The 15,589-nt window shown below is 58.9% G+C and carries 17 protein-coding genes; 9 read left to right on the forward strand and 8 right to left on the reverse strand.

Annotation, left to right across the window (positions count from 1 at the left end):
• Positions 1 to 68: 68 nt before the first annotated feature.
• Positions 69 to 968 carry a transcriptional regulator GcvA gene (gene gcvA / locus CAP31_RS11420; protein ID WP_087447644.1) on the reverse strand — a complete coding sequence of 300 codons (900 nt, stop codon included), beginning with the start codon at positions 966 to 968 and terminating at the stop codon, positions 69 to 71.
• A gap of 97 nt (positions 969 to 1,065) precedes the next feature.
• On the opposite strand from gcvA, the gene CAP31_RS11425 reads away from it, so the two are divergent.
• Positions 1,066 to 1,965 carry a DMT family transporter gene (locus tag CAP31_RS11425; RefSeq protein ID WP_087447645.1) on the forward strand — a complete coding sequence of 300 codons (900 nt, stop codon included), beginning with the start codon at positions 1,066 to 1,068 and terminating at the stop codon, positions 1,963 to 1,965.
• A 14-nt stretch (positions 1,966 to 1,979) separates the two neighbouring features.
• Here the strand turns inward: CAP31_RS11425 and CAP31_RS11430 are convergent, their stop codons facing one another.
• The 7 genes from CAP31_RS11430 to CAP31_RS11460 all read right to left on the reverse strand — a co-directional run bounded on the left by CAP31_RS11430 (position 1,980) and on the right by CAP31_RS11460 (position 8,219).
• Positions 1,980 to 2,714: an HPP family protein gene (locus CAP31_RS11430; protein WP_157662740.1), complete on the reverse strand. Its 735-nt coding sequence runs from the start codon at positions 2,712 to 2,714 to the stop codon at positions 1,980 to 1,982.
• A gap of 39 nt (positions 2,715 to 2,753) precedes the next feature.
• Positions 2,754 to 2,972 (reverse strand): hypothetical protein, encoded by a 219-nt coding sequence (locus CAP31_RS11435; protein ID WP_087447647.1) that lies wholly within the window; start codon positions 2,970 to 2,972, stop codon positions 2,754 to 2,756.
• Between the two features lie 39 nt (positions 2,973 to 3,011).
• A complete protein-coding gene (locus CAP31_RS11440; RefSeq protein WP_087447648.1) occupies positions 3,012 to 5,252 on the reverse strand; it encodes an arginine/lysine/ornithine decarboxylase in 2,241 nt (746 codons plus the stop codon).
• 124 nt (positions 5,253 to 5,376) lie between these two features.
• The gene (dcd, locus tag CAP31_RS11445) at positions 5,377 to 5,943 is read right to left on the reverse strand and encodes a dCTP deaminase (protein ID WP_087447649.1); all 567 of its coding nucleotides are present in this window, start codon (positions 5,941 to 5,943) and stop codon (positions 5,377 to 5,379) included.
• Between the two features lie 9 nt (positions 5,944 to 5,952).
• Entirely contained in the window at positions 5,953 to 7,041 is a 1,089-nt protein-coding gene (apbC, locus tag CAP31_RS11450) for an iron-sulfur cluster carrier protein ApbC (protein WP_087447650.1), read from the reverse strand.
• A gap of 32 nt (positions 7,042 to 7,073) precedes the next feature.
• Entirely contained in the window at positions 7,074 to 7,685 is a 612-nt protein-coding gene (locus CAP31_RS11455) for a hypothetical protein (protein WP_087447651.1), read from the reverse strand.
• Positions 7,686 to 8,219 (reverse strand): RNA pyrophosphohydrolase, encoded by a 534-nt coding sequence (locus CAP31_RS11460; protein WP_087447652.1) that lies wholly within the window; start codon positions 8,217 to 8,219, stop codon positions 7,686 to 7,688.
• Between the two features lie 81 nt (positions 8,220 to 8,300).
• Between CAP31_RS11460 and CAP31_RS11465 the strand changes: the two genes are divergently transcribed.
• From CAP31_RS11465 to CAP31_RS14845, 8 genes are all read left to right on the forward strand, one after another.
• Positions 8,301 to 8,732, forward strand: a complete 432-nt coding sequence (locus CAP31_RS11465) for a hypothetical protein (protein ID WP_087447653.1) — start codon at positions 8,301 to 8,303, stop codon at positions 8,730 to 8,732.
• Positions 8,733 to 8,862: 130 nt separating this feature from the next.
• Positions 8,863 to 9,819: a MoxR family ATPase gene (locus CAP31_RS11470; RefSeq protein WP_087447654.1), complete on the forward strand. Its 957-nt coding sequence runs from the start codon at positions 8,863 to 8,865 to the stop codon at positions 9,817 to 9,819.
• 12 nt (positions 9,820 to 9,831) lie between these two features.
• Complete coding sequence (locus tag CAP31_RS11475) at positions 9,832 to 10,821, forward strand: DUF58 domain-containing protein (RefSeq protein ID WP_087447655.1); 990 nt, start codon at positions 9,832 to 9,834, stop codon at positions 10,819 to 10,821.
• On the forward strand, positions 10,818 to 11,267 hold the full coding sequence (locus tag CAP31_RS11480) for a DUF4381 family protein (protein WP_087447656.1): 450 nt from the start codon (positions 10,818 to 10,820) through the stop codon (positions 11,265 to 11,267). The genes CAP31_RS11475 and CAP31_RS11480 overlap by 4 nt, the downstream gene beginning before the upstream one ends.
• The gene (locus CAP31_RS11485; protein WP_087447657.1) at positions 11,210 to 12,253 is read left to right on the forward strand and encodes a VWA domain-containing protein; all 1,044 of its coding nucleotides are present in this window, start codon (positions 11,210 to 11,212) and stop codon (positions 12,251 to 12,253) included. Before CAP31_RS11480 ends, CAP31_RS11485 begins: the two co-directional genes overlap by 58 nt.
• Entirely contained in the window at positions 12,250 to 14,058 is a 1,809-nt protein-coding gene (locus CAP31_RS11490; RefSeq protein ID WP_189836616.1) for a VWA domain-containing protein, read from the forward strand. The genes CAP31_RS11485 and CAP31_RS11490 overlap by 4 nt, the downstream gene beginning before the upstream one ends.
• The gene (locus tag CAP31_RS11495) at positions 14,052 to 15,362 is read left to right on the forward strand and encodes a BatD family protein (protein WP_087447659.1); all 1,311 of its coding nucleotides are present in this window, start codon (positions 14,052 to 14,054) and stop codon (positions 15,360 to 15,362) included. Before CAP31_RS11490 ends, CAP31_RS11495 begins: the two co-directional genes overlap by 7 nt.
• Positions 15,363 to 15,367: 5 nt before the next feature.
• Entirely contained in the window at positions 15,368 to 15,514 is a 147-nt protein-coding gene (locus CAP31_RS14845; protein ID WP_157662741.1) for a hypothetical protein, read from the forward strand.
• Positions 15,515 to 15,589: the final 75 nt, after the last annotated feature.

Genomic DNA, 15,589 nt, shown 5'->3' on the forward strand with positions numbered 1-15,589 from the left:
TAACTTAAACCACTGGGAACGGCAATCCGCCGCAATTTAATGCCAATTAATCAATGACTACGGCAATATCATGGGAACTGCGGCAGAGCCTGAGCCTGCAGCCATTGCCGGAAGGCAAGCACCTTGTTGAAGGTCAGACGATGGTTGAGCGTTACCAGATGATAAGCCCGATCGGTCGGCAGCGTCGTATCCAGCAAGGGCATCAATCTGCCGCTCCGCAGCTCGTCTGCCACCAGACTGCGCCAGGCCAGAGCCACGCCCAGCCCGCTTGCGGCAGCCTGAATCACCAGATTGACATCACTGAAATGGCGTATGCGCAAAGGCATCTTGCGCGTAACGTTCAGCGCCGCCAGCCAGGTGTCCCAATCGGGGAAAGCCGGATCCAGTTCGTAAGCATCATCCTGCAGCAAGGTGCACTGCAGCAAATCGGCCGGTGTGTTAATACTCGCCGCCAATGCGGGCGCCGCTACCGGCACTATCGTTTCCGGCATGATGCGCTCGCTGAACAAGCCGGCATAAGACCCGGCACCGAAGCGTATCGCCACATCGACGTCCTCCAGTGCGAAATCGACCATACGCCGCGTCGCGAGCAAACGCAGTTCGATATCCGGATAACGCGTCTGGAAATCCTCAAGCCGCGGTATCAGCCAGCGCGCAGCGAATGCCGGTGGCGCAGACACTACCAATGTGCTGCTGTCGTTATCGGTACGCATTTGTCCGACCGCCCGTTCCAGGCGGTCGAAGGCTTCGGTAATCAGCGGCAGGGCAGCATGGGCTGATGCACTGAGCGTCAGCGTCTTGCCGCGTTTGAACAGATTCATACCCAGATGCACTTCCAGTTGCTTGACAAGCTGGCTCACCGCCGCTGGCGTTACGTGCAGCTCTTCAGCCGCACGCGCAAATGAAAGATGCCGGGCCACGGACTCAAAAGCACGCAGCGCATTCAATGAAGGTAATCGTCGCATCATAAGATTTTCTTAATCGTCATGTTAGAAAGTCTAGTTTGTACATCCCCCTGCTGTCAATTAGACTCCAGCCATCACAAGACTTTCTTAAAGCCGTCACATGAAGACCAACTCCGTATATCTGCTCGTTGTCGTATCGACGCTATTCTGGGGCGCCAATTTTGCGCTGGCCGGACCGATACTGCATGACATGGCTCCGCTCTGGGCTGCCGCGATGCGTTTTACGCTGGGCGCGCTCATCATGATCGCTTTCGTCAGCTGGCGCGGCGAGAACCTCATCGCGCCGATCCGCCGTCACGCTGGCGTGTATTTATTGATCGGCGCCATCGGCATCGGCGGCTTCAATCTGCTGTTCTTCTTTGCGCTGCAAACCACTTCGGCGGGCAATGCCGCGCTGATCATGGCAACCAATCCGCTGATGACTACCCTGCTCGCCGCCGTTGTGCTGGGCGAACGTCCGAGCGGGCGCTTGCTGCTGTCACTGCCGCTGGCGCTATCGGGAGTATTTGTCGTGGTTTCAGGCGGTGACCTGACGCGGGTGACGCATTTGCATGATGTGCGCGGTGACCTGCTGATGCTCGGTGCCAATATTGCCTGGGCGTTTTACAATGTGCTCAGCCGCAGCATCATGCCCAAACTGCCGGCACTGACCAACACCACTCTGGTCATGTCAGCCGGCGCGCTGCTGTTGCTGACGGCCGCGGTCGGCAGCGGCGAGCCGCTAAGCCTGCCCGGCTGGCATGCAGGCATAGCGATGGCGCTCATGGTAGTAGGCGGCACCGTGCTCGCTTACCTGTTCTGGAATACCGGAATCGCCCGCCTCGGTGCCGGACGTACCGCACTATTCCTGAATCTGGTACCGGTATTCGCCATGCTGGTCGCCGCCATCATGGGAACCATGCCTACTGCGGTACAGATCATCGGCGGGCTGATGGTCATCGGCGGCGTCAGCCTGGCAATGCTGCCACGCGGCAGGAACGGCAAATCCGCTGCTGCCTGACACGGGAATACCACTCAGGAACAGCCGTGCTTTTTGGGAGAAGTAGAGGCCAGTTCGTTACCCAATGTGTGATGCTTGGTAGCGAGCTGGTAGATGCGCATCAAATCGTGTTCATTGACGTCTATGAACGAGTCGATTTGACTTAACGCATAGACGAAATCCTCATGCGAAATGGCAGGATAGGCCGTAATGATTTCACTGGGCGTTTCCACCTTGTCCTCGGAGAGAAATGCCGGATAACGACGCCACGGGAACATCCAGCTGAACACCACTGCCACAACCAGAATAACCAGGACATTCAGCAGCACCGGCTCCAGCACAAATCCGTAACCGAGCGCATGCAGTTCGGGGCCGCCCATCGCTGCGACCAGTGCCGTGGCGCCGCCGGGGGGATGGATACAGCGCAGATAGTGCATCGCACCCACTGCCAGAGCCACCGCCACCGGCACTGCCAGCCACACCTGCGGAATCAGTTCGCTGCAGGTCACGCCGATCAGCGCAGAGATCAGCTGACCGCCAACCAGCGCCCAGGGCTGCGACAATGCACCGTGGGGCACCGCGAACAGCAGCACCGCCGACGCCCCCATCGAAGCCACCACCAGCGGTACATCCTGCCCATGCAGGAAATAACTCGAACACAGATAAACCAGCAATATCCCGAAAAACGCCCCACTGATGGAAATCCAGCGTTCCCCGTGACTGATCGGGGTGAAATCCACACCGGCAAGATCTAATAATTTTCGCAACATGAGCATCCTGAAACCATGAAAAACCGATACTGACCCGACTTAATCCTTCTTCCCGGCCAGCAGCAATCCGGCACCGACCACAATCGCGCCTATGCTCGCCCATATCGGGATATCCACCGTCTGCTTTTCCTTGAAGGACATTTCCAGCGTGCCCAATTTGACTGCCTGGGTTTCCTTGGTATAACTGAATCCGCCATATGCCAGACCCAAAACCCCTGCAGCAATCAATGCGATCGCAACTATCTTTATTGCATTCATTTTCTTATCCTCTTATTGATATCAGCCCGCGTGTCGTTTTCAGCGCACGCAGTCCACATAATAAACAGCCTTACCCTCAACTTCCGCCTTCACCAGACCGTGTATGTCAGTCTCGAAACCCGGGAAACGCTCGTTGAAATCGCGGGCGAACTTGAGATAACGCACGATGGTAGCATTGAAACGCTCGCCCGGGATCAGCAATGGGATACCCGGCGGATATGGGGTCAGCAGCACGCTGGTGATGCGGCCTTCGAGCTTGTCGATTTCCACGCGGTCGATCTCGCGGTGCGCCATCTTGGCGAACGCATCGGTCGGTTTCATCGCCGGCTCCATATTGGACAGATACATCTCGGTGGTCAGACGCGCAATGTCGTTCGCCTTGTAGATGCCGTGAATCGCGTCGCACAGGTCTTTCAGGCCCATGCGCTCGTAGCGCGGATATTTGGCGACGAATTCCGGCAGCACGCGCCACAAAGGCTGGTTGCGGTCGTATTCGTCCTTGAACTGCTGCAACGCGGTCAGCATAGTGTTCCAGCGGCCCTTGGTGATGCCGATGGTGAACATGATGAAGAACGAATACAGGCCGGTTTTCTCCACGATCACGCCGTGCTCGGCCAGGTATTTGGTAACGATGGCAGCCGGCATGCCGCTGTCAGCAAAGTCACCGTCGACATCCAGCCCGGGGGTGATGATGGTGGACTTGATCGGATCGAGCATGTTAAAGCCCGATGCCAGGTCGCCGAAACCGTGCCAGCGCTCGTTGGCACGCAGCACCCAGTCGTCGCTTTCGCCCATGCCTTCTTCGGCCAGATGATCCGGACCCCATACCTTGAACCACCATGAATCGCCGAACTCCTCGTCCACCTTGCGCATGGCGCGGCGAAAATCCAGCGCTTCCATGATCGATTCTTCCACCAGCGCAGTGCCGCCGGGCGGCTCCATCATCGCCGCCGCCACGTCACACGAAGCGATGATGGCGTATTGCGGACTGGTGGAGGTGTGCATCAGGAACGCTTCGTTGAATACGTCGCGATCCAGTTTTCGGGTTTCGGAATCCTGTACCAGGATTTGCGAAGCCTGCGACAGCCCCGCCAGCATCTTGTGGGTGGACTGCGTGGAAAACAACATGGATTCCTTGCAGTGCGGACGATCGCGGCCGATGGCGTGCATGCCGTGATAGAAGTCATGGAAAGTCGCATGCGGCAGCCACGCTTCATCGAAATGCAGCGTATCGATTTCGCCGTCGAGCATGGACTTGATTGTTTCGACGTTATACAGCACGCCGTCGTATGTGCTCTGGGTGATGGTCAGCACCCGCGGCTTGGTCTTGGCGCCGCGCGCAAACGGATTGGCATCGATTTTCTTCTGGATGTTTTCCGGCTTGAATTCATCCAGCGGAATCGGCCCGATAATGCCGTAGTGGTTGCGGGTCGGGGTCAGGAACACCGGTATCGCGCCGGTCATGATGATCGCATGCAGTATCGATTTATGGCAGTTGCGGTCCACCACCACGATATCATCCGGCGCCACGGTCGAATGCCAGACGATCTTGTTGGAAGTCGATGTACCGTTGGTGACGAAAAACAGATGGTCGGCGCTGAAAATGCGCGCAGCATTGCGTTCGGAAGCCGCCACCGGCCCGGTGTGATCCAGCAGTTGGCCCAGCTCTTCCACCGCGTTGCAGACGTCGGCACGCAGCATGTTCTCGCCGAAGAACTGGTGGAACATCTGCCCCACCGGGCTTTTCAGGAACGCCACGCCGCCGGAGTGACCGGGGCAGTGCCAGGAATAGGAGCCGTCCGACGCGTAATGGGTCAGCGCGCGGAAGAACGGCGGTGCCAGCGAATCCAGATAGGTTTTGGTCTCGCGCAGGATGTGGCGGGCGACGAACTCGGGCGTATCCTCGAACATGTGAATGAAGCCATGCAGCTCCTTCAACACATCGTTGGGGATATGGCGCGAGGTGCGCGTCTCGCCGTACAGGAAAATCGGGATCTCGCTGTTGCGAAAGCGGATTTCCTCGACGAAACTGCGCAATTGCGCGACTGCCTGGTCGGCGGCGACCGGCGACGAGAATTCCTCGTCGTCTATCGACAGAATAAACGCCGAAGCACGGCTCTGCTGTTGCGCGAAACTGGACAGATCGCCATAGCTGGTGACACCCAGCACTTCGCTGCCTTCATCCTCCAGCGCCTTGGCGAGCGCACGGATACCCAGCCCGCTGGCATTATCGGAACGGTAATCCTCATCTATCACGACGATAGGAAAACGGAATTTCATACTTACTCCTCAACACCGACACAATGGCGGCGCGGACAATATCCTGAAAAATATAAACCGCCAAGACAAACTCGGGCACCTCGTTGTCTTGGCGGTTTGATCATTTGCATCACATCATACCAAGCTACATGGACGGTAATGTGACACCGCTTTGTCCCTGATATTTGCCGCCGCGATCGCGGTACGAGGTTTCGCATACCTCGTCACTCTCGAAGAACAGCACCTGCGCTACGCCTTCATTGGCATAAATACGTGCAGGCAGCGGCGTAGTATTGGAGAACTCGAGTGTAACGTAGCCTTCCCATTCCGGCTCAAACGGCGTGACATTGACGATGATGCCGCAGCGCGCATAAGTGGATTTGCCCAGACAGATCGTCAGCACGTTACGCGGAATGCGGAAATATTCGACCGTACGCGCCAGCGCAAACGAATTCGGCGGAATGATGCAGGAATCGCCGACCACGTCCACGAAGGAATTCGGGTCGAAGTTCTTCGGATCCACGATCGTGGAATTGATGTTGGTGAACAATTTGAATTCGTTGGCGCAACGGATATCGTAACCGTAACTCGATGTGCCGTAGGACACGATCTTGTTGCCATTGACCTCGCGTACCTGGCCCGGCTCAAACGGCTCGATCATGCCGTGTTGCTCCGCCATTTTACGTATCCACTTATCGGCTTTAATGCTCATGTCTAAGGCTCAGGTGTTCTGAATCACGATTTTAGGGAAGGCATTGCTGTGGTCCTGCGCCTGTTCGGCGACTTTGACGGCAACGCGGCGGGCGATCTGTTTGTAAATCTCGGAGATACGGCTATCCGGCGCAGTCACCACCGTAGGCGCGCCGGCATCGGCTTCCTGACGGATACGGATATCCAGCGGCAATGCGCCGAGGAATTCGACTTCGTAATCGCTGGACATCTTCTCGCCGCCGCCTTCGCCGAAGATATGCTCTTCATGGCCGCACTTGCTGCAGATATGGATGCTCATGTTCTCGACGATACCGAAGATAGGAATGCCGACTTTCTCGAACATCTTGAAGCCCTTGCGCGCATCGATCAGCGCGATGTCCTGCGGAGTGGTGACGATCACCGCACCGGTCACCGGCACGCGCTGCGCCAGGGTCAGCTGGATATCGCCGGTGCCCGGTGGCAAATCGACTACCAGATAATCCAGATCGCGCCAGCGTGTATCGTTCAGCAACTGCTCCAGCGCCTGCGTCACCATCGGGCCGCGCCACACCATCGGGGTCTCGGCGTCGATCAGGAAGCCGATCGACATGATCTGCAAGCCGTGCGCTTCCATCGGCTCCAGACTCTTGCCGTCACGTGATTCCGGGCGGCCTTGCACACCCAGCATGGTGGGCTGCGAAGGGCCGTAGATGTCGGCGTCGAGCATGCCCACCTTCGCGCCTTCGGCGGCCAGCGCCAATGCCAGATTCACCGCTGTGGTGGATTTGCCGACGCCGCCCTTGCCGGAAGCGACGGCGATGATGTTTTTCACATTCGGGATCAGCTTCACGCCGCGCTGCACGCTGTGCGACACGATCTTGAAGCTGACATTGACGCTGATGCGCCCGATACCGGTAATGGTCTTCAGCGCATCGGTCACGATCTGGCTGATGATCGCCGTCTGGCTTTGCGCCGGGTAGCCCAGCATCACATCCAGCGACACATCGTTGCCATTGATCTGGATGTTGCGAACGGTTTTGCTGGTAACGAAATCCTTGTGGGTATTCGGATCGATTGCGGTCTTTAATGCGGTTTGTACTTGTAATTCCGAGATAGCCATTAAATATTTCCTTTAACTTGAAGAGGGCCGGGTTAATCGAACACATGCGCGAGTTCGCGCTGGATCGCAACATCCGCCCCGGGCCCGAACTGGCTGGTTTGCGGATCGAAATCGTCAGTAAACGCGTATTCGAATTTGACATCCTGCAGCCCCAATGTGCCGAACAGGCGATTTTCGAAAGAATAATCGTCGGGCTGTTCAGTCAGCGTCGGCCAACCGGATGCCCCTTGAGACAAAATCGGCCCGAAAAACACCATGCCGGGCTTGTTCTTGCAGCGCAATGCGCAACTGCTCTCCGTGCGTCCCGACATGGGTAAAAAATCGATGGTGCGCGAAAACCGGTTTTCACGATCCAGCACCAGATCTATCGTGCCATTGATGCGCCGCGTTTCATGCCCGTAAGTCATGGCTTGCGCACCGCTGGCTTCACGCCACGCATCCACGTCCACCGCACCGAAATGGCTAGGGTAAAACAGGAACTTCAGCGGCATGACGGCATTGATTTGCGCCAGCAATTCCGGCGTATAGGCCGGGGTATTAATCAGAATTCCGCCCCCTTCCTTATCCGCCAGAAAAAAAACCGCCGGGCGACTACCCGGCAAGTAATATACCGCTCGATCAAACGACTCAAACAATAACTGCATTTATTCACTCACTTGCAGGGTAATCTCGTGCTCGCGCGGCGCACCCTGACGATGCGCGTGATCGCGTTCCAAATAATGCGACAGCTCGGACAGCGCTGCGCGATAAACCTCGCGCTTGAATTCCACCACCGTTTCCATCGCTACCCAGTAATCATTCCAACGCCAAGCATCAAACTCCGGATGCGTCGATGCGCGCAAGCACACATCGCAATCCCGGCCCGTCAGGCGCAACAGAAACCATATCTGCTTCTGTCCGCGATAATGGCTGCGGCAATCACGGCGCGACCAGTGACGCGGCACATCGTAGCGCAGCCAGTTTCGTGTACGCCCTAAAATCCGCACATGCTGCGGTTCCAGACCGACTTCTTCCATCAATTCCCGGTACATCGCCTGCTCCGGGTTTTCGCCTTGGTTGATGCCGCCCTGCGGGAACTGCCAAGAGTGTTGCCGTATCCGTTTGCCCCAAAACACTTCATTTCGGGAGTTGCAAAGAATGATGCCGACATTGGGGCGATACCCATCCTTGTCGATCATGTTCGCCACCCAACTTTAATCCGTTACAATTAGGTGCATTTTTTCATAGTTCGTTCATATTGGAAAGCCGGGATTTTGAGAATGACTGATTTGGAAAAACAATATAAAGCGTTGCCGCTTGCAGAACGTCTGGATTTGGCCCTGAGTGAGGCATTGCCGCTGGATTACCGCCCATTCATGGTACATGAACAATGGATGGTAATTAAATGCTATTTTGCGCGTCGCGCCGACCTTACCCAGGACGAAATCAGCGCACTGATCCAGGATCAGGATCATGTCATCCGTCTGTGCATCGCCAAACGCCCGGATCTGACCGCAGAAATGATCGCCCAATGCGTCAACGATCGCGACCCCAACGTACGCCACGCCATTTCGCGCAATCCGAAAATCACCGAGAGCCAGCGCCAGCAATTGCTGCAGGATGTTGATCCGCTGGTCGCGCGCGCCGCCGGCAAAGGCCCCAAGGAAACACAATACCGGCAACGCCCGGGGCAGACGCGGGTCATCAAATAATCCGGTCACATCTGCATCCCGCAGTCGGAATGGGTTGGTTCATATCAACCATACTGCATTAGCGGTGCGGTCACTATACTGATCCGTATCCAATTGCAATGCTCTGTTGTTCATTACCGGGAAAGAAACGATGCTGAATCAGCCCAAAATCATCGCGCTGCGCCACTCTCTGGAAAACGCCATCGTCGGTCAGGCCGCGCTGCTGGACAGGCTGGTGATCGGCCTGCTGACAGGTGGGCATATCCTGCTGGAAGGCTTGCCCGGTCTGGCGAAAACCACTGCGGTCAAAGCACTGAGCAGCAGCGTGCACGCCAGCTTTCAGCGCATCCAGTTTACCCCCGACCTGCTCCCCGGCGACCTGACCGGCACCGACATTTACAACCCGCAGGCAGGCAGCTTCTGCTTTGTCGAAGGGCCGCTGTTCCACGAGATCATCCTGGCCGACGAGATCAACCGCGCGCCGGCCAAAGTGCAGTCGGCATTGCTCGAAGCCATGCAGGAACACCAGATCACCGTCGGCGGCGTAACCCGCGCGTTACCGCCGCTGTTCATGGTGATGGCCACGCAGAATCCGCTGGAGCAATCGGGCACCTACCCGTTGCCGGAAGCGCAGCTCGACCGATTCCTGCTGCATGTGGAGCTGGATTACCCCACGGCGGAAGAAGAACTGCTGATACTGCAGCGCGACCGCACAGCCCGGACAGGCGATGCAGCGCCTGCGTCCGGCATGGACGTTCATACCGTGCTGGCGGCACGCGAAGAAGTGAAACAGGTGCATCTAAGCAACGAACTGGAACGCTACATCGTGGCGCTGGTCGGCGCCACCCGCAACGTCGGACAGTACCTGCCGCAGCTGGCGGACATGATCGAGGTCGGCGCCAGCCCGCGCGCGTCGCTCGCCATTGCCCACGCGGCCTCTGCGCACGCCTATTTGCAGGGCCGGGATTATGTCATTCCCGACGACATCCTCGCCGTGGCCCCCGACTGTCTGCGCCACCGCATCATCCTCAGTTTCAATGCGCGCATGGAGAAGCTCTCCCGTAACGAGCTGATTCAGGCCCTGCTGGATGCCGTACCGGTACCCTGACGACGGCACGCCGTGAACCTGTCACTGCATAAACTGGCCACACTCGGGCGACAGCTGCTTGCCGGAACCGTCGCGCATGCGAGACTGAGCGAGACGCATGCGCCCTTGCTGGATGCGGCCCAGCTCGCTGAACTCATCCGCCGCACCCGCTCGCTGCAGGAAATGCCTTATATCAGGGAAGCGCATCAGCGCCATGCCGGGGATCTGCGTTCGGCGTATCTGGGCAGCGGCCTGGATTTCGAAGAAGCCCGGCTTTATCAGCCCGGCGACGATGTGCACGACATGGACTGGCGCACCACGGCGCGCACCAATAAGCCGCACATCAAGATTTACCGGGAAGAACATCAACCCGCGCTGCATATCGTCATCGACCGCGGCCCGAGCATGCGTTTCGGCACCCGCAACCAGCTGAAAGTGACGCAAGCCGCACGCATCGCGACGATACTGGGATTTGCCGCCGCGACCGGCAACACCTGCATCGGCGGCAGCATCTGGCAACCTGAAGGTTACACGCTGCCCTGCCGCAACGGCGAAACCGGCGCCATGCAACTGATACAGGCCGCCGTTGCGCCCTGCCCGCCGATGTCCTCCTCTCAGTCGCAAACCATGCGCCCGTTTGCCGATTTGCTGGAACAAATCGACGCCCTGTTGCCGCGCGGTTCCAGAATCGTACTGCTCAGCGATTTCCGCCAGATGCAAACCTCTGACCAGACCCCGCTGCTGCGTCTCGCCAGCCATCATCAGCTGCAGGCGATACAGCTGCTCGATCCGAGCGAAACCGCGCTGCCCGACGTCGGATTGATGCGGTTTCAGGATGCCGCCTCGGAGCAATCGCGCTGGGTCGATACCGGTAGCCATGCAGTGCGTACCGCGTTCCAGCATCAGGCCGGTTTGCAGCAAAACCAGCTGCAGGCACTGTTCCGCCGCATCGGCGTGCGTTTGCAGCATTGCATGACCGACACCGACCCGTTCGATCTGCTCTTTGCAGCGGCACAGCCATGAACGAAGCGACCAGCGGCCTGATCGACATCATCGAACCGGCGCCACCGGCAGCGAGTGCCGCGCATTATCCGTTGATGTGGCTGGTTGCAGCAGCGGCCTTGCTACTACTGGTGGGCGGAGCAATCTGGTGGTGGCGGCAGCGTTGCCGGCGTGCCGCACGCAAACAGCTGGGGCAATTGCGACTGGCCTTGCAGGCAGGTCAAGCGAGCCAGCAGGATACCGCGTATGCGCTCGCCGCCGAATTAGCCCGGATGTTCAAACTCAGACAGCTGCAAGCCGGCGACCCGCCCGGCTCATTGCCGCAAGCGGCATACGCCGACTGGGCTTACCTGACCACGTGTCTGGACGAGATACGTTACAAGGCGGACGCCGACATGGATGCCCAAACATGGGCACGCCTGTTTGCCATTGCCGAATCCGCGCTGCGCTGGGGTGGACGATGCTGACGCTGGCCCAGCCGGGATGGTTAGCCCTGTTGCCGCTGCTGGCAGGCTTTGCCTTCGTCGCATGGCGGCGCGGGTTTGTGCATGGCGAAGCAGCCGATGCAGCCAATTTGACGCTGGTGCACCCCAATCTCGACCTGCTGGCCCAGAGCCGCAACATGACGCCCGACAACTCGCTGTGGATATTCGCGCCGAATCTGCTGGCCATGGTCTGCCTGATCCTGGCGCTGGCGCAGCCGCAATGGCTGGGCGACTGGATACCGGAAACGCCCGAAGGCCGTGAAATCATGCTGCTGGTGGATACTTCCAAGAGCATGAGCATCGCCGATTTCGAAGCGCATGAGCAGCCCGTGGAACGCCTCGCCGTGCTCAAGGACATCGTGACCCGGTTTGTCGCAGGACGCCAGGGCGACCGTTTCGGCCTGATCGGGTTCGGTACGATCACCGGAACGCTGGTGCCGCCGACCTTCGATCTCGAGCTGGTCAATGCCATGCTCAGGCGCATCCAGGTAGGTATTGCCGGCGAAGATACCGCGCTGGGGGACGCCATCGGTCTCGCCCTCAAGCAACTGCATCAGCAGCAGCGCTTGCGCCCCGCGCTGATTCTGTTCTCCGACGGCGACAGCACGGCGGGCGACATAACCCCGACTGAAGCCGTGGCACTCGCACGGCGCATGGCGGTCCCGATTTATACGGTGCAGGTGGGCGGCGACCTGTTTGCGGCCGGACGCCCGGTCAGTACCGCCGGGGCACCGGCCGCCGAACCTGATCTCGCGCAAATCGCCGCACTCACCGGCGGGCGCTATTATCAGGCCGACAATCGGCAAGCCTTGCAACAGGTCATCGACGATATCGGCCATCGGGAAAAAACCATAGCTCGACCCGCACGGCGCCGGGCTGTGCAGGAATGGTATCTGCTGCCGCTGCTGTTCGCCGGGGTGCTGTTCAGCCTGAGCCGCCTGTATCAGATACGCAGGATGGCGGCATGATCGGCCCGGGCGAACTCAGCCAACTGGACTGGCGCAACCCGTGGTGGCTGGCACTGGCACTGCAGCCCTGGTTGACAGGCTGGTTATTGCGCGCGCGCCGCGACAAAATCTACCGCTATGCCGATGCGCATTTGTTGCCCTGGGCGATGCGCGGCAGCCTCGGAGCCACGTCCGGAAAATGGCGCAATCTGGCCAGCATGCTCGCCTGGCTGCTGCTCGCCTGCGCTGCTGCAGGCCCGCGCCTGCCCTTGCTTACGACGCCGGAACAGCAAGCTGCCATACCGCGTCACGAGATCAATTTGATGATCGTGCTGGACGTGTCCCCCTCGATGCTGGCAGAAGATGTCTCCCCGCAACGTTTGCAGCGCGCAAAGCTCGAGCTGCTCGACCTGCTGCCGCGATTGCGCGGCGAACGTATCGGCCTCATCGTATTTTCCGGCAATGCCGGTTTGCTCATGCCGCTGAGCCGGGACGAAGCCGCATTGCGCTATTATCTGACGCTGGCTGAGCCGCGCCTGTTCGAAGTTCCCGGCAGCAATGTCGGCGCCGCACTCGATCTCGCACGCCAGTCCCTGCTGGCGCAAGGCGCAGGACAGCATGGCACAGTGCTGTTGCTCACTGATGGCGACAGCAGCGCCCTGTCGGCACCCATGCTGAGTGCAGCCAGAACCGCCGCAGGCAAATTGCAGCAAGCCGGATTACCGCTGTATGTGATGGGCATCGGCACACGCGCTGGCGCAACCATTCCCCAGACTGATGGCGGCGTACTGGAACACGATGGCGCAGCAACCGTCAGCCGGCTGGACGAAACCTATCTGACCGCACTGGCCCGCGTGGGCGGCGGCAAATACACCGGCGTTCAGGATGGCGGCAGCGACTGGAACGCGCTGTATGACAACGGCATTCTGACACTGCCCGGCAACCGCCATACGGCTGAACCTGCCCAGGCATGGCAGGAACTGTATGCATGGTGCCTGCTGCCGGCATGGCTGCTTCTGCTTTACGTATATTTCCCGCTGAATCGCCTCGGCAGCCGCCCCGATATTGCCGGATGGCTGCTGGCGGGAATGCTCGGCTACAGTGCAGGTATGCCCACCGCGCACGCTGATGATACCGGCACAGCGCGCGCCGCCTACACCGCCTATCGCAGCGGCAATTATGTCGAGGCGCAAGCCCTCTATGCCAGCATGCAAGGCTACGCAGCCGCCATGGGCAGCGGTGCCACCGCCTACCGGCGGCAAAATTATGCCGAAGCCATCCGCCAGTTCACGACCGCGATGCTGTCCGCACATTCACCGGCACAATGCGCCGATGCGCTATACAACCTCGGCAACAGCTATTTCGCCGCCGGCAGTTTCGGCACCGCAGCAGACGCCTATCAGGGTGTGCTCAAACTGCGGCCGCGCGATACCAATGCGGCCGCCAATCTGGCCCTGACCGCAGGCCAGCTGGCAGCGGTCAGAAAGCATTACGCCACGATTATCGGCATCCCCGGACATCGCGGCCATCAGGTCGGCGGCGAGCTTGGTCAGGCCATCGACAATCAGCGCGTTACCATGGACAACGACAAGGAACAGACCGGCCCGGAAGTGGATCTTTCCAGCCGGCAGAATACAGAACAGGCACGCTTGCGCAGCCAGGTTGCCGCCGCATCTGCCAAACAGCATGAACCGGATCGGGCCTACCCCGCAGCATTAAAAAAACTCGAGCTCACTGCCGACAGACCCGCGCAGGTGCAAAAGGAACTGCTCAAGCTCGATGCAGCCGACAGCAACGCAGGTAACGGAGAATTATTGCCATGGTAAGGCATTTGCTGATCGCATTATGGCTTGCCATGCTGACCGTTCCGGCCTGGGCCCAGCCGCACTTCAGCCTGACTGCGGACAAGCACGATATCGCCCTCGGCGAAGCGCTTACCGTCACCATCCGCGCCCAGGATGCCAGCGCTGAGCTGGATAGCCTCGACCTCAATGCATTCAAAAGCGATTTTGATATCTACACCCGCTCCACCAGCAAGCAAACCGAGGTCATCAGGGGCAAGCCCGGCACCACCGAGACCACAACGCTCATCCTCTACCCGCTGCATAGCGGCCAACTGCAATTACCCGCCCTCAAATTCGCTGGCAACAGCAGCGGACCCGTAGCCGTCACGGTGCACGAATCTGGGCAGGATACCCCGCAAGTCCTGCTCAAACCCGCCCTGACCCCGGCACACCCGCTCACCCGCCAAGCCGCCACCCTGACTCTGGACATCTACGACGACGGCAGTCTGCAATGGTCGCCACCCAAATTAACCGCACCCGCCGGAACGTATATCCGCGAGCTCGCCCCAACGCAACGGGACACCACGCTCAACGGCACCCCTTTTACCGTACACCGGCTGGCCTGGGCCATCATGCCGCTAACGCCAGGGAGCGTGACAATCAATTTCCCGATGTTGAATGCCATCAAATTCGGCAACCGCTTGCGCTATGCCGCACCCTCATTGCAGTTCGACACCCGCCCGGCCCCGCGCTACCTGCCGGTATATGTGCCCATCGGCAAACTCACCGCCACTTCCCAGCCACTATCAGGAAAACTGATATTGAACCGGCCAATCAACTGGAGTCTGATTGTGCGCGGCGCCGGCATCAGCGCGGAAGGCATCGCCAAACTATTACCGGAGCTGACCGATAGCGATACGCTGCATTTCTATCCGCCACAAATACGGCTGGCTGATGAAAACGACAAATCCCTGGAGCAAACCTTACTGGTTACGCTCCCCTTCCAGCCACTGCGAACCGGCACCATCCAGCTACCGAAAATTGAATTGCCCTACTACAACCCGGCGACTGGCGTTATCGAATCCGTGGCGGTCGCGTCCCCCGCACTTACTGTGATCAATCCGCTATGGCACGCAGCCGCGAAACTTGTCGCCATCATGGCCGGTTTGGGATTCGTGATCTGGTTAAGCCGCATCAGTGTGCGCCTGTATCGACGCAAACGCACCCGCCGGGCATCGCTTCAGCGCGTTGCAGCCGCCGCTGACGCGCACCAGTTAAGCCAGGCTTTGCTGAATTTCGATTGGGGTTCCGGGCAATACAAGCGCACACGCTGCGGCTATGGTTGACCGAGATGGAACGCAGATACGGCAATAACACTGCATTAACCGATCTGGTGGAGCAATTGGAAATCAGCTGCTATAACACGGCGAGCATCGAACCTGATTGGAAGGAATCGCGACAAACCGCATTGCGGGTGATGCACGATATCGCCATATAAAAATACTCACACTCAAGAAAACCCCCGTTATTTGAAATGCGCAAAAGCCCTTCTGTTCAAGGAATGGCAAGCATT

Origin of the sequence: Sulfuriferula sp. AH1 (assembly GCF_002162035.1) — a bacterium.
Classification (GTDB): domain Bacteria; phylum Pseudomonadota; class Gammaproteobacteria; order Burkholderiales; family Sulfuriferulaceae; genus Sulfuriferula.

Excerpts from the sequence above, each read along its gene's own strand:
- gcvA (WP_087447644.1), bottom strand. The coding sequence starts at position 968 with ATGATGCGACGATTACCTTCATTGAATGCGCTGCGTGCTTTTGAGTCC.
- CAP31_RS11425 (WP_087447645.1), top strand. The coding sequence starts at position 1,066 with ATGAAGACCAACTCCGTATATCTGCTCGTTGTCGTATCGACGCTATTC.
- CAP31_RS11430 (WP_157662740.1), bottom strand. The coding sequence starts at position 2,714 with ATGTTGCGAAAATTATTAGATCTTGCCGGTGTGGATTTCACCCCGATC.
- CAP31_RS11435 (WP_087447647.1), bottom strand. The coding sequence starts at position 2,972 with ATGAATGCAATAAAGATAGTTGCGATCGCATTGATTGCTGCAGGGGTT.
- CAP31_RS11440 (WP_087447648.1), bottom strand. The coding sequence starts at position 5,252 with ATGAAATTCCGTTTTCCTATCGTCGTGATAGATGAGGATTACCGTTCC.
- dcd (WP_087447649.1), bottom strand. The coding sequence starts at position 5,943 with ATGAGCATTAAAGCCGATAAGTGGATACGTAAAATGGCGGAGCAACAC.
- apbC (WP_087447650.1), bottom strand. The coding sequence starts at position 7,041 with ATGGCTATCTCGGAATTACAAGTACAAACCGCATTAAAGACCGCAATC.
- CAP31_RS11455 (WP_087447651.1), bottom strand. The coding sequence starts at position 7,685 with ATGCAGTTATTGTTTGAGTCGTTTGATCGAGCGGTATATTACTTGCCG.
- CAP31_RS11460 (WP_087447652.1), bottom strand. The coding sequence starts at position 8,219 with ATGATCGACAAGGATGGGTATCGCCCCAATGTCGGCATCATTCTTTGC.
- CAP31_RS11465 (WP_087447653.1), top strand. The coding sequence starts at position 8,301 with ATGACTGATTTGGAAAAACAATATAAAGCGTTGCCGCTTGCAGAACGT.
- CAP31_RS11470 (WP_087447654.1), top strand. The coding sequence starts at position 8,863 with ATGCTGAATCAGCCCAAAATCATCGCGCTGCGCCACTCTCTGGAAAAC.
- CAP31_RS11480 (WP_087447656.1), top strand. The coding sequence starts at position 10,818 with ATGAACGAAGCGACCAGCGGCCTGATCGACATCATCGAACCGGCGCCA.
- CAP31_RS11485 (WP_087447657.1), top strand. The coding sequence starts at position 11,210 with ATGGGCACGCCTGTTTGCCATTGCCGAATCCGCGCTGCGCTGGGGTGG.
- CAP31_RS11490 (WP_189836616.1), top strand. The coding sequence starts at position 12,250 with ATGATCGGCCCGGGCGAACTCAGCCAACTGGACTGGCGCAACCCGTGG.
- CAP31_RS11495 (WP_087447659.1), top strand. The coding sequence starts at position 14,052 with ATGGTAAGGCATTTGCTGATCGCATTATGGCTTGCCATGCTGACCGTT.
- CAP31_RS14845 (WP_157662741.1), top strand. The coding sequence starts at position 15,368 with ATGGAACGCAGATACGGCAATAACACTGCATTAACCGATCTGGTGGAG.